Source organism: Paenibacillus sp. RU5M (assembly GCF_900221055.1).
GTDB lineage: Bacteria > Bacillota > Bacilli > Paenibacillales > Paenibacillaceae > Paenibacillus > Paenibacillus marchantiae.
The window spans coordinates 962,258-974,708 of record NZ_OBQM01000001.1 but is presented as its reverse complement, the minus strand read 5'-3'; the positions used below and the strand labels follow the sequence as shown (position 1 = coordinate 974,708).

Here is a 12,451-nt window from a genome sequence, read left to right as displayed (position 1 = left end):
AGAGAAGACGGAAGCGAAGAATCCTTCTTCTCTCTTAAGGATATTGTCAATATTCGATTATTCGATTATTTGATTATTTGATATATTCCTGATGGCGTTTGGCCATATTCTTAAGCGTTGTATCAATATCCTGCTCATTCAGGAAGTATTTCTCATATTCTTCCTTGCGGGCATCCAGCGCTTGCTGCGGTACATTCAGCTGGAATGATGGGAACTCACCGAACACAACGCTATTCATCGACTCTGTATCGTATTTGTCTTCAACACCTTTGAGCAGCAGGTCCATCGCCTGCTTGTTATCAACGCTCTTCGAGGATGGAAGGCGCCCTCCACTTGCCATCGGCAACATTCCGCCGTCCGCATACCACTTTGCGAACTTCCATGCCGCATCCTGATGTTTGGATTTTGCGTTAACGGAGAGCATATCACCTAAACCACCAGCATACTTATAATCCTTCTGATCGGCAGATACTTTCGGAATTGTAGCGAATGCGATTTTGAAGTCATGTGGAAAATCCTTCAGGTTATTGGCGTTGCGGAAAATAAATTCTCCTGCGGCTAACATAGCTGCTTCCCCTTTAAGAAACATTGTGTCTACCGGCATCTTGCTTGTTACTTGTTCTCCATATTCGGGCGTCGATTTGTCCACAAACATCATGTCATGTACGATTTGAAGCTGCTTTTTCCAAAGATCATTATTAAAGTTAGATGTTCCTTCCGCCGTGGTTACCCCAAGACCCGCTATGGTACCGTCAATTGCGGCGGTAAAGGCAGCATCATGCTGCATAAGACCGTACACATTTGATTTTGTTAGCGCTTTCGCATATTCTCTCAAGTCATCCCATGTCCAATCAACGGGAGGAATCGGAAGACCGGCTTCATCCAGCATGCTTTTGTTAAGCCAGATGAATAACATGTTTTTCTTTGTCGGAATGCCATAATACTTATCCCCGATTTTCCATTGAGCGGCGTCTACCCCCATTTGCTCGTCGATGTTGTAATCTGTTCGGCTGCTCAGATCCAAAGCGACTCCTGCATCAACACGTTTCTGTAAACGGTTAAGCGTGTAGTTGACGAACAAGTCTGCGTCCTGACCCGTCATGAGCGCCGTATCCAGCTTTAGGTTACCGGGGTCATCATTTACATAACGGAAGTACTCGACCTGAATGTCGGGATTTTCTTTGTTCCAGCTGTCAATCACTTCTTGAGGTCCAGCCTCGGCAGGAACAGCTCCCCAAAGCGTGAGGTTGATGGTCTCACCGGCATTTTGATTTGCCGATCCTGCACTCGCTCCCTCGTTGTTAGCCCCTCCGCACGCGCTGAGCATCGAAGCTGTCAAAGTCGTAATCAAAGCTGCCTTTAACCAATTTCTATATTTCATTTACAGTCCCCCTTATCGAGTTGATAAGCTGCTTGCTACGTCTTTAACTTTATCACCAGACTGACATTGGGGGTATGAACGGTGTTTGGATATTCATAGAACGATTTTTTGTTCTTTCCGGTATTCGTTCGGGGTCAACCCACACCACCGCTTGAATATTTTAATGAAATAATTGTCGTTCTCGAAGCCTACCAACCTGCCAACTTCACTCACCGTTTTCTCCGTCTCTGTCAGCAGCATTTTCGCTGCTTGAACGCGGCGGTTCTGAATAAAATGCGTCATCGTGATCCCCATCTTTTTCTTAAATAAGTCACTGACATAACTGGCATCCATGCGAACATATTCAGCCAATCTCTTTAATGTCACATCCTCGGCGAAATGCCCCTCAATGTAGGTAATCATTCGGTTCAGCTCTGGATGATCTGTTGGTTCTTGGGTAGTCTTATCCGGGAACCATTTATCTGCCAAGCGAAGCTTATCCATTCTTGTCAGCTCTCCGGCTACTTTGTCCATGGTTTGCTTCAGTTCCTTCAAATCCAGAGAAAGTTTCATCAAATAACCTGAAGCCCCGTATTCCAATGCTTGTCTGGCATACTCGAATTCACTTACTGCCGTCAACATAACGAATCGGCATTCATGTCCTTCCTTTCTCGTGAGCTGGAGTAAACGGATGCCATCCATTAGCGGCATGAAAATGTCGGAAATGACAACATCAGGCTGCAGTTCCCGAATCAACTGCAAACCTTCCTCGCCATTTACCGCCTCACCGATAATTTCAAACGGAATATTCGCCTTTGTAAACAATTTGCGCAAGCTTGCTCTTGCGTACTGTTCATCTTCAACGATCAATGTGCGCCACAATGGTGCTCCCCTCCTTCAAATAGGGTTTGGATAACAATAATGGGAAATGCATGATGACCTGCGTCCCTTCGTCCGTCGACTCTATCCGAAGTCCTGTTGGCTGGTTCTTAAACATAAGCTCCAAACTCTCGCGAAGGTTCTGTACACCAATGCTTTTTCGTTTCCGGTAGGACTGATTCGCCTGGGATTTTTTCATTCCTATGCCATTATCCGCGACCTCCAAAATAAGCAGAGAGTGGTGGCTTGATGCACGAATGTCGATCTGCCCCTCAAGCTGTGTTTGTCCAAACCCGTGAATCAATGAATTTTCTACCAGCGGCTGTAGACAAAATTTCGGAATCAACGCATACTCCAGATCTCTGGAAACTTCATAGTGGAGCTCGATGCCATGTCCAAACCGTTTCCGTTGGATATCCATATAGGATTCAATTAGCACAATTTCCTCCTTCAGAAGAATAAGATCAACCTCCAAATTCAGCGTAGTTTCTAATATTTTTCCTAGCGATACACAAATCTCGTAAATCTCATCTTCATCCTTATCCAGTGCAATGCTCTTGATTGTATTCAGCGTATTCAGCAAAAAATGAGGGTTCATCTGACCAAGCAACACCTGAAATCGGACAAACTGCTTTTGCCGCTCCTCAAGCTTTAACTGTTCCAATAGATTATTGATGTCTGCGATCATGAAATTGAAGCTTCGGGTTAGGGCCAGCAATTCACCTTTACCTTGTTCCGGCAGCTTTGTCTTCAAATTCAATTTTACGGTTGTCTCCATCTTTCGTTGAAGATGCTTTAAAGGACCGGTAACGGTTGAGGAAATGAAGTAAGTCAGCAACACAAACAGCAGCAGGATGGCCCCATATACGGTATAGAACCTCAGCTTCTGTTTGTTCACTTCTTCAAATAACAAGGACAAGGGAATCTTTTTCACAAGATATCCGTCAAGCTCTTGAATTTTGTTATAGGTATACATCATATGATTGTTCACAATGGATTGGGAGGAGGTATCCTGTCCCTTGCTTTGACTTGCTGCTGTTATGGCAGATGACACGGTAGAGGGTATGTTCTGCCCCGACTTGGATTGGAGCATAATATTCCCATATCCATCCATTAGAAAATAGGCTCCTTCGCTATCGCTGCCGAATGTATTTCCCTCCGTTTTTTCCTGAAACCATGCTTCATAATCGATACTAAAACGTCCATAAGCAAATGGTTTTAGTCCGTCGTCACGCAGCACTTCGTAAAGGCTCAGCATCCGATTTCCTTTTCTCTCACGAACGCCAGTCGTCAAATCATTGGATTTCCATACGTACCGCTGTCCCTCAGTCCTCTTCAGCTCCTGTACCCAAGGCTCGGAACTGATGTGGGCATAATTCAGAGAATTCTCTGGCGTATACGAAGTGTAAGCGTTTCCTTTTAAATCGATCAATGTGTAGAATACGGTAGCTCCTGTAAGGAAAAAGCTGTTTTCAATACTAGCGAATTTATTTTCCACAATCCGCTTTCGATGGATAGCATCATATAATTCCGGCTTCTGCATCACTTCCCGGAGGACAGAATCCTGATCCAGCAGCATCCCAGTCTTCATCACAAGACTCATCAAATCAATAAGATCGGCTTTGATGCCTTCGAGTTGCTTGACGTTAATGTCCGAAGCATCCCGCTGGAGCATAACTTCCGTTTCTCGGAAGTTGTAGAGAACTAATATGGCTATAGGCGTCAGGAGGAATAACAGAAACGAAAATAGTATTCGGTGTTTAAACGTGCCTGGCTTTATTCGTCGCAGCCATCTGGTCAACATGTTTATTGCTCAGCCCTCCCCTCGGTGTATACCTCCCAATTTACTGAACATTATGGGAGATCGCAACAGTAAAATGTAAGCGCTCATATAAGAAGTTGGGAATCTCCTCTTTCCTATGGATAAAAAAACGACAGCCAAATAATTGACTGTCGTTAAGTTGATGCTATTTCCGAATCGACTTGAAGGACTCCGTCTGCTGTGTAATACCTTTCTCTGCCGCAAAGCGCTCGATGCTGGATGCGCCGAAGAATCCATCGATGCCCTTCGTTCTCTCAATGACATAGGCCGCATCCTCCGGCTCTGCAATGGGTCCACCGTGGCAAATAATCATGATCTCCGGGTTCACAGCCCGCCCTGCTTCAATAATAGCTTCAATTCGTTGTACACAGTCGTCCAGGGTCAGTGCTGTTTTTGCACCAATGGAACCCTTGGTCGTCAACCCCATGTGCGCAACCAAAATGTCAGCCCCCGCCTCCGCCATAGCTTTTGCCTGAGCAGGATCAAAAACATACGGCGTAGTCAGCAAATCCAATTCATGGGCGATACGGATCATTTCAACCTCCAGGTCGTACCCCATACCGGTTTCCTCCAGGTTTTGTCTGAACACCCCATCAATCAAACCAACGGTTGGGAAGTTTTGAACTCCGCTGAAGCCCTGCTCCTTCAGCTGCTTCAGGTATACCTCCATTATTCGGAAAGGGTCGGTGCCGCACACCCCTGCCAGAACAGGCGTATGTTTGACGACGGGCAGCACCTCGGCTCCCATCTCAACGACGATTTGATTGGCATCTCCATAGGAGAGCAGGCCCGCCAGCGAGCCGCGGCCCGCCATTCTGTACCGACCGGAATTGTATACGATTAACATATCTGCTCCGCCCGCTTCACTGCTCTTGGCCGTAATGCCTGTACCTGCCCCGACACCTAGTAGAATTTTACCCTGCTTTACCTCTCCCTTAAATTTGTCCATAATTTCTGATCTGTTCAGCTTATTCATTTCGATATCCTCCTTTTTGGATTGATTAGAAATTTGATGTCATGAGAGCGATCAGCTTTTGTGCTGCGGCTTCTGCAAAGGCTGGATCGTTGATGGCGCAATCCATTTCAATCACTTCAACAATTGAGCGATCGACATGCTGGCGCAGGGTATCAAACAACATCCGGTCCTCCTCCGGTCCGTAGAAAGGCTCCCCCTCCACATCAATTGCGGATACGCCTCTAAGCGGTAGCATTAGCACGGTGCGTTCCTTTGCCATGTTCAGCTTCTCCGCAAGCTTCCTGCCGATCTGCTCATTCTCTTCCACTGTGGTTCTCATCAGGGTTACCGTCGGATTATGCTGATAAAACGTATGATCCTTGAATTTCTCCGGTACAGTATCGCTCGGCCCAAAATTGCACATATCCAAGGCGCCCACCGAGACTACCTGCGGAATGCGATTGTGGCCTGCAGCCTCTAAGCGATTCGGCCCCGCATTTAAGACACCGCCGATGATTTCATCCGCCCACTCCGTCGTGGTCAAGTCCAATACCCCTTCAATGAAGCCTGCTTCAATCAACGCCTCCATCGACTGCCCTCCGATGCCCGTAGCGTGGAACACAAGCACCTCATAGCCCCGCTCCTCCAAATATTTTCTTGCCGCTGTCACACATGGTGTTGTCACTCCGAACATCGTGGCTGCAACCAGCGGCTTCTTATCCGGTTTGTGCGTATGCTCAAACTTGAGCATGCCCGCCATCGCAAATAATGCATTTGTAAATATTTTCGTAGAAATGGAGTTCAATCCGGCTACATCCACCACAGACGGAATCATGACAATATCACTCGTGCCTACGTATGGAGCTGTGTTTCCAGAAGCAACGGTTGATACCATCACCTTAGGGACTCCAATCGGCAGAGCTCTCATGGCAGGTGTGACCAGTGAGGTCCCACCAGTGCCACCAAAGGAAATGATTCCGTCAAATTTACCTTGTTTGTACAACTGTGGCACCAGCTTCTTCAAGCCTATGGACAAAACCTCTGTAGCCAAAGCCCGATCCTTCTTTGCCGCAAGTTCTTCTATGACCATGCCTGCGGCGTGGGCGACTTCCTGATTGGACACATCCGGAACAAAGGATGGTTCAAATACACCTGTATGAATCATCAAAGTCCCCAACCCAAGCTCCTCTGCAATGCTCTTGATGTAAAGGTATTCATCACCCTTTGTGTCAAATGTTCCAATGATTGCGACGGTCTTCATTCCACGGCCTCCTCGTATGACTCTTTAGAAACCAAGCTCGATCGCAGGTAGCACGCTGATTTTTTTTGCTAACAGAAAAACCAGTACGATCGTTATAGCTTCATCATACTGGTCCTGTTTATTTATGAAAACGCTTTTAAGTTCTATGTTTTTGTGTTTAGGTTAGATCTGTACTTTTTGGGAGAGCAGCCCTTAAGCTTTTTAAACATTTTGCTGAATTGTGCGTAATTGGGATACCCTACCATCTCAGCCACCTCGGATAATTGAAGCTGCGGCGCATGAAGAAGCGTGACGGCTTTATTGATGCGGAAGCTCACCAGATAGGTCTGAAAGCTGCAGCCAACCTCCTTTTTAAACAAACTGCTCAAGTAGCTGCGGGAAACATGAGCAACCTTGGCCAGATCCGAAAAAACAATTTCACTACTGTAGTTTTGCGCCACATACTCTTTGACAAACTCAACGTAATCATAATGCTGGGTGATGCCTTTCAGCATTTTGACCATAAAATCGTCCTCATCCAGTTTACCCAGGCGTTTAAAATCGCGTGTAATTGCCGTAATCGACTTCTCGGAAGGAATTCGTTCAAATGCAGACCCGCCAATATAGCCCATAATGTCTGTGTTGTCGCTATACATGTACTGGACATCGACCGGCGTCTTTACCGGACCGCCATAAATCATCTTGATCAAATCCGGCTTAAGCTGATTGCAGGTATCAAAAATACGCAGTGCCTTTGATTTGGCGGCCTCCAAGGATACAACCTTCCGTGCACCCAATAACCCGCCTTCGGTTAGGCCAAGATGAGCACAGATTACATCTGCCCCCGCTTCAATCATCTGGGCAGCCTGAAGCTCATCAAATACGAACGCCACCGTAAACAAATCCTGTCGATGGGCCAGACGTATGGCCTCAACCTCGACGTCATAACGAATCCCGTCTTCCTCCAGAGCCTCTCTGAATAATCCGTCGATCAAGCCGACCGTAGGATAGTTGTTGACTCCAGAAAACCCTCTCCTCTTGATTCCCTCTATATAATCAGTCATTTCTATGGTTGGATCATTTGCATTCAGTCCAAAGAGTACGGGAGAATGCCTCACCAGCGGCACAATTTCTCTTGACGCAAAATCCATCACCATATCATTACTGTTGCAAAATGGAAGAAAACCGGCAAGAGAGCTCCTCCCCATCTGGCGAAACTTGCCGGAGTTCAGCATTAATATAAAATCCGCTCCACTCTGAGCTGCATACTTGGCTGTAATCCCCGTGCCTGTCGAGACACCGATGATGTGATTTCCCTCGTACAGCTGTGATTGAAGACGCTCCAGTATGACTGTTCTGTTCAAACTCCATCCGCTCCTCATCACAATTTACCAATTGTAGTTTTTGTTCCTCAATATTATTATTGTACATCATTCCATATAGCTCATTCCCTCCTTCCTCGATCCGTTTGGTTAAAAGGCATCAAAAAAAGCCGATTTCCCAGTTGGGAAATCGACCTTAGACATGCTCTTGATATTATTGTGTGACAATGATCGGACCATTTTTAGTAAGGATAATCGTATGTTCCACTTGAGCTACATAGCTTTTTTCTGTAGCAAAGGTCCATTCGTCTTCTTTTTGATACACTTGTTCTTCTAAAGTTGAGATAAATGGTTCGAATGCAATAACCATGCCTTCTTTTAATAACTCATCATCCGATGTATCGTTATAATTATAAATATGGTCAGGTGCTTCGTGTATGTTACGTCCAACACCATGTCCTGTAAGGTTTTTAATAACGGTTAATCCATGCTGTTTTGCTGTTAGGAATACCGCTTTTCCGATGCCGCTTTTTTTGGAACCAGGTTTTGCTTTTTTAAGACCTGCTTCAAATGCTAGTTTAGCAACGTCGCATATTTTCGTTAACACTTCTTCTCCTTCGCCTACTACAAACGAGATTCCTGTATCAGCGAAATAACTGTTCTTCGAGCCAGAGACATCTATGTTGACTAGATCTCCTTCTTGAATAACCCGTTGCCCCGGAATACCATGTGCTACTTCTTCATTAACACTAATGCAAGTATAGCCAGGAAAATTATATGCACTTTTTGGAGCTGAGACTGCGCCTTCTTTCTCAAAAAGCTCTCCAGCTATATCATCAAGTTCCTTCGTCGTTATGCCAGGAACTGTTCTTTGCACCAATTCATCTCTGATAAAGGCAACAATTCTGCCAATTTCCTTCAAACCATTAAAGTCTTCCTCTGTTTTTGCAATCATTGTTTTCTGACCTCACTATCTTTTATCATCAATTAAATGTATAAGCTGAAACAACCAATTAGATAATCATATCCAAATGGTCAAAGCTTCGCAACTTTTTTTATCAATAACACCTTGACACTAAAAAAAGAAAAGCCCCTTCCGTCTTCAAAGGGGCTGAATATTGCATTATACCTCTTGTTCTTCGGCCTGACTAGGCGGAGCCATCAGACCTTTGACGGCACCCATAAACGGATGGATGGATTTGATCATGCCGTAGCCCATTTTCATGACCGGCATGAATTGCTGGATCATGCCGAATATCCGCATTCCGCCGCCAAGCATACCGCCAGCCGAAGCCGCACCGCCAAGCCCGCCAAACAGCGAACCCATCATCGGTAGAAAGGACGAAACCTGCGCACGCGACACTGTGCGCGAACGGGTAGACGGCTTGCGCGTACCATTCACCCGTTTCCGGTTCTGAGAACGACCGCTCTTGCTGGGTGCAACCTTTCGCTTGGAACGCTGGGAACTGTCCCCTGTGGTCGCCGTGCGCGATATTTTTCCTCCCCCGGTAAGCACCACGCCTCCGCTATTCACGTCAGAAATGTAACCGATATACGTTTCACCACTATGAAGAGTCACGCAGACGGGCCGGGCCTTATACCGCTTTGCCTTTAGGCGTATTTCGTTGGTTTTAGCCATTGAATTTCACCTCGCTCTACTGAATCTACTTCAGTTTACGCGATAAGTGGACTGCTTGCCTGTGCGAATGGGACATCTGTGCGGTATTCGCTATAGGTCAATTCATCAATTTAAGTGATACGACTGGAAATATAAATGCAAGATCATTGAGCGCAACCAATCTAAACCTTCGCCTTCTCCTCTTCCGCCATCGACCGGATGTAGAAAGCACCCAGCACCGAGCAGAGCAGGAATGAGAAGAAAGCAATCGCTGCGGCTTGTTCACGCTCCTGGAAAACGCTGAATACCTGCTGCATGGAGACACCAAGCATCTGCGGAGAGTTGGCTCCGATCAGATAGGGTGCAGTGAACGAGCCGATGACCCCCATGAAGACAAAGGTCAGGGCAACAAGAAATGTCTTGTACGACAGCGGGAAAATAAACCGGGTAAATAGCGTCAGTCTGCCTACACCCACGTCCTTTGCACTCTCAATGATCGATGAAGGAATGCCCGACAGCGCGGAACTGAGCAGCATCGTCGTAAATGGAATGTTGAACCACAGGTTGGCGATGATGATTCCTTTCTCGTCAAAGATGATGCGTGGCAGCGTAATCCCGACCACCTCAAGCATACGGGCGAGCCAGCCATGATTGCCAAGCAAATTGATCAGACCGTAAGTTGCAATAACACCAGGGATAAACAGCGGAATCATGTACGTTTTACGAATCAGATTGACGATCGGCCCCTGGTTGAAGCGCATATAGATCGCCAGGGTGTAGCTGATCAAGATTACGGCAACACACGTAATGGCAGTGACCCGAAGTGTAAATACGATATTGCTGCGCATCCCCTTATCTGTGAACAGATAGGTATAGCGGCTCAGATCGTATCCACCCGAGCCGTTGCTCAGGCTCATGATGAAGGATTGAACAATCGGGATAATGACAACGATCAACAGGATGGCGAAGGAGGGGAGCACCATCGCCAGGCCTGTGATCGACTGTCTGGCTTCCTTACTCATTTCGCGGCAACGTCGCTCTGCCAGCGTTTGTTAATTTCCGTGCCCAGATCCCCGATGTTGAACGTACGGAAGCCTTCGGCCACACCGTCGAACTTATTCTGCATTTCCTGTGACATATTGGAGAGCTCAATGCCCGGGAAGCCATTCATTTTGTCAACGATCACTTCCTGCGCTTCAGGGGACAGAACAAAGTTCAGGAATTCATTGATCGCTTGCTTCTTGTCCGACTCCTGGTTGACCATCAGGTACGTTGGTCCGCCGTTGAAGCCTGGCGTGATCTGCTGCATCTTAATTGTATCCGGCAACAAACCTTCGTTCAGCTGCTGCAACACCATGTCGGACCAGGCCGGAATTAAGGACACTTCGCCATTCATCAACAGATCCAGCGTGCCCTGGTTTTTCTTCGGATAGATGCCCTGCCCATAGACATACGGTCCGATTTCTTTGAGCGTGTCAAAACCGCCATCCCACTTCTCCATGATCGCCGGATCGGAGTTGTGGATGTCCTCTTCCGGCAGGTCCTTGTAGACAATCGTCTGCACGAACGAGCTGCCGGAACCACCCGTTGACGGGTCATTGTAGGCGAACTGCTCGGGATTGGCTTTGATCCACTGCAACAGCTCGTCCAGCGTAGTTGGCGGATTGGAGATTTTGCTGCTGTCATAGGCTAGAACCACGGCGGACGAACGATACGGAACAGCGAAGTTGTCCACATCCTTCATCGTGTCTGTGTTGACTTTGCTCAGGTTAGGAATGTCCTTCTCGTTCAGTTGCTCCCAAATTCCATCCTTGGTGCCTTGCGCAACGGAGGTGATTCCGTCCTCATACAAGTCGATGTCTCCTGAGCCCTTACCGGCTTTCTTGGCGGCCACGATCCGGTCGTAGGTCGGCTCAGCACCAGTACCGGACGGGATATAGACCAGATTCACGTCTATATTCGGATGCTGTTTCTCAAACATTGGCTCCAGCGAATCCCACAGATCCTTGACGTTCTGAGAGCCCGTAAAGTAGAAGTTAAATTTCACCTGATCGCTTGATGCAGCAGCGTTCCCCCCGGTGGTGGTTGTACTTTTTATCTCACTTCCGTTTCCACACCCGGCCAGCAATGACATTGATAATCCCACAACAGTCAACAATGATAAAAATGGCTTTTTCATACGCATATCATTCATCCTCCTCAGTTCGATTCATCGACCGGGAATCCGGTCATTTTCGAGATCGAGACGCCGACGTCTTTTCCTACCTGCAGTTGCTCAACGAATTCCTTGTTCAGAAAAGCACGTATAATGCCGAATTCCACCAGTTCCACGGTAACTTCGGCGTAATGGCCAAGAATCATGACCTGCTTGACCTTGCCCGCCAAAGTACCTTCACCCATCATAGTACTGCTCACCTGTACGTCTTCTGGTCGGACCGCAGCTGTCACCTGTCCACTTAACCCCTTCTCGTTGGGCAGGCGAAGATGTGCAATCCGGATGCTCTCCCCTTCCGCCACCCCCTTAAGGAAATTCATTTTGCCGATAAAACCGGCGACGTATAATGAAGCGGGCTCATCGTAAATCTGCTGCGGATGAGCAATTTGCTCGATGCGCCCGTGATTCATGACGATAATGCGGTCGGACAACGACAGTGCTTCTTCCTGATCATGCGTGACAAAGACCATTGTCAGCCCGGTCTTCATTTGGATCTCACGCAGCTCCTCGCGCATTTCGTGCCGCAGCTTGGCGTCCAGCGCCGAGAAAGGCTCGTCCAATAGCAGTACCGCCGGATTCAGCAGCAGAGACCGAGCCAGCGCAACCCGCTGCTGCTGTCCTCCCGAAAGCTCGGCCGGATATTTCTTCTCAAAACCCGACAGTCGGACCAGCTTGAGCGCATCCTCGACCGCTGTGCGGATCTCTTCCTTCGGCATTTTGCGGATCTTCAGGCCGAAGGCCAGATTGTCGTATACCGACATATGCGACCATAAGTTATAGCTCTGGAACACCATCGAGGTCGGCCGTTTCTCCGGTGGCAGTTGAATGACACTTTTGCCCTCGATCAGGATGTCACCGGAGTCCGGTTCGAGAAACCCGCCGATGCTCCGTAATACGGTAGTTTTCCCGCATCCGGAGGGACCAAGAAGGGTGACCAGCTCGCCTTTTTCAATATCGATGTTGATGCCGCTGACCCCGTCACCCGTTTTGTAACGTTTGGCTAACTCTCGTACAGACAACTGCATACTTCTGCCTCCCCT

Annotated in this window: 11 protein-coding genes; all 11 read right to left on the bottom strand. The window is 47.5% G+C overall.

Features of this window, described 5'->3' with window-relative positions; genetic code table 11:
- Nucleotides 1-73: 73 nt before the first annotated feature.
- A complete protein-coding gene (locus CRO25_RS04545) occupies nt 74-1,381 on the bottom strand; it encodes an ABC transporter substrate-binding protein (protein ID WP_063563643.1) in 1,308 nt (435 codons plus the stop codon).
- 93 nt (nt 1,382-1,474) lie between these two features.
- Nucleotides 1,475-2,242 (bottom strand): response regulator, encoded by a 768-nt coding sequence (locus CRO25_RS04540; protein WP_079693782.1) that lies wholly within the window; start codon nt 2,240-2,242, stop codon nt 1,475-1,477.
- Nucleotides 2,220-4,043, bottom strand: coding sequence for a sensor histidine kinase (locus CRO25_RS04535; protein ID WP_079693783.1), 1,824 nt, complete (start codon nt 4,041-4,043; stop codon nt 2,220-2,222). Before CRO25_RS04535 ends, CRO25_RS04540 begins: the two co-directional genes overlap by 23 nt.
- A 163-nt stretch (nt 4,044-4,206) precedes the next feature.
- A complete protein-coding gene (locus CRO25_RS04530) occupies nt 4,207-5,037 on the bottom strand; it encodes a phosphoenolpyruvate hydrolase family protein (RefSeq protein ID WP_079693784.1) in 831 nt (276 codons plus the stop codon).
- 25 nt (nt 5,038-5,062) lie between these two features.
- The gene (locus CRO25_RS04525; protein ID WP_063568304.1) at nt 5,063-6,277 is read right to left on the bottom strand and encodes a Tm-1-like ATP-binding domain-containing protein; all 1,215 of its coding nucleotides are present in this window, start codon (nt 6,275-6,277) and stop codon (nt 5,063-5,065) included.
- Nucleotides 6,278-6,420: 143 nt separating this feature from the next.
- On the bottom strand, nt 6,421-7,620 hold the full coding sequence (locus CRO25_RS04520; protein ID WP_256863543.1) for a phosphoenolpyruvate hydrolase family protein: 1,200 nt from the start codon (nt 7,618-7,620) through the stop codon (nt 6,421-6,423).
- Between the two features lie 172 nt (nt 7,621-7,792).
- Complete coding sequence (map, locus tag CRO25_RS04515; protein WP_063568306.1) at nt 7,793-8,533, bottom strand: type I methionyl aminopeptidase; 741 nt, start codon at nt 8,531-8,533, stop codon at nt 7,793-7,795.
- Between the two features lie 168 nt (nt 8,534-8,701).
- Complete coding sequence (locus CRO25_RS04510) at nt 8,702-9,217, bottom strand: hypothetical protein (RefSeq protein ID WP_079693786.1); 516 nt, start codon at nt 9,215-9,217, stop codon at nt 8,702-8,704.
- A 161-nt stretch (nt 9,218-9,378) separates the two neighbouring features.
- Nucleotides 9,379-10,218 (bottom strand): ABC transporter permease, encoded by an 840-nt coding sequence (locus CRO25_RS04505; protein WP_079693787.1) that lies wholly within the window; start codon nt 10,216-10,218, stop codon nt 9,379-9,381.
- Entirely contained in the window at nt 10,215-11,381 is a 1,167-nt protein-coding gene (locus CRO25_RS04500) for an extracellular solute-binding protein (RefSeq protein ID WP_079693788.1), read from the bottom strand. Before CRO25_RS04500 ends, CRO25_RS04505 begins: the two co-directional genes overlap by 4 nt.
- A 14-nt stretch (nt 11,382-11,395) precedes the next feature.
- Nucleotides 11,396-12,436, bottom strand: coding sequence for an ABC transporter ATP-binding protein (locus tag CRO25_RS04495; RefSeq protein ID WP_079693789.1), 1,041 nt, complete (start codon nt 12,434-12,436; stop codon nt 11,396-11,398).
- Nucleotides 12,437-12,451: the final 15 nt, after the last annotated feature.

Bases quoted from the DNA above. Each gene is read 5' to 3' on its own strand.
- CRO25_RS04545 (WP_063563643.1), bottom strand. From the start codon at position 1,381: ATGAAATATAGAAATTGGTTAAAGGCAGCTTTGATTACGACTTTGACA.
- CRO25_RS04535 (WP_079693783.1), bottom strand. From the start codon at position 4,043: ATGTTGACCAGATGGCTGCGACGAATAAAGCCAGGCACGTTTAAACAC.
- CRO25_RS04530 (WP_079693784.1), bottom strand. From the start codon at position 5,037: ATGAATAAGCTGAACAGATCAGAAATTATGGACAAATTTAAGGGAGAG.
- CRO25_RS04525 (WP_063568304.1), bottom strand. From the start codon at position 6,277: ATGAAGACCGTCGCAATCATTGGAACATTTGACACAAAGGGTGATGAA.
- map (WP_063568306.1), bottom strand. From the start codon at position 8,533: ATGATTGCAAAAACAGAGGAAGACTTTAATGGTTTGAAGGAAATTGGC.
- CRO25_RS04510 (WP_079693786.1), bottom strand. From the start codon at position 9,217: ATGGCTAAAACCAACGAAATACGCCTAAAGGCAAAGCGGTATAAGGCC.
- CRO25_RS04505 (WP_079693787.1), bottom strand. From the start codon at position 10,218: ATGAGTAAGGAAGCCAGACAGTCGATCACAGGCCTGGCGATGGTGCTC.
- CRO25_RS04500 (WP_079693788.1), bottom strand. From the start codon at position 11,381: ATGCGTATGAAAAAGCCATTTTTATCATTGTTGACTGTTGTGGGATTA.
- CRO25_RS04495 (WP_079693789.1), bottom strand. From the start codon at position 12,436: ATGCAGTTGTCTGTACGAGAGTTAGCCAAACGTTACAAAACGGGTGAC.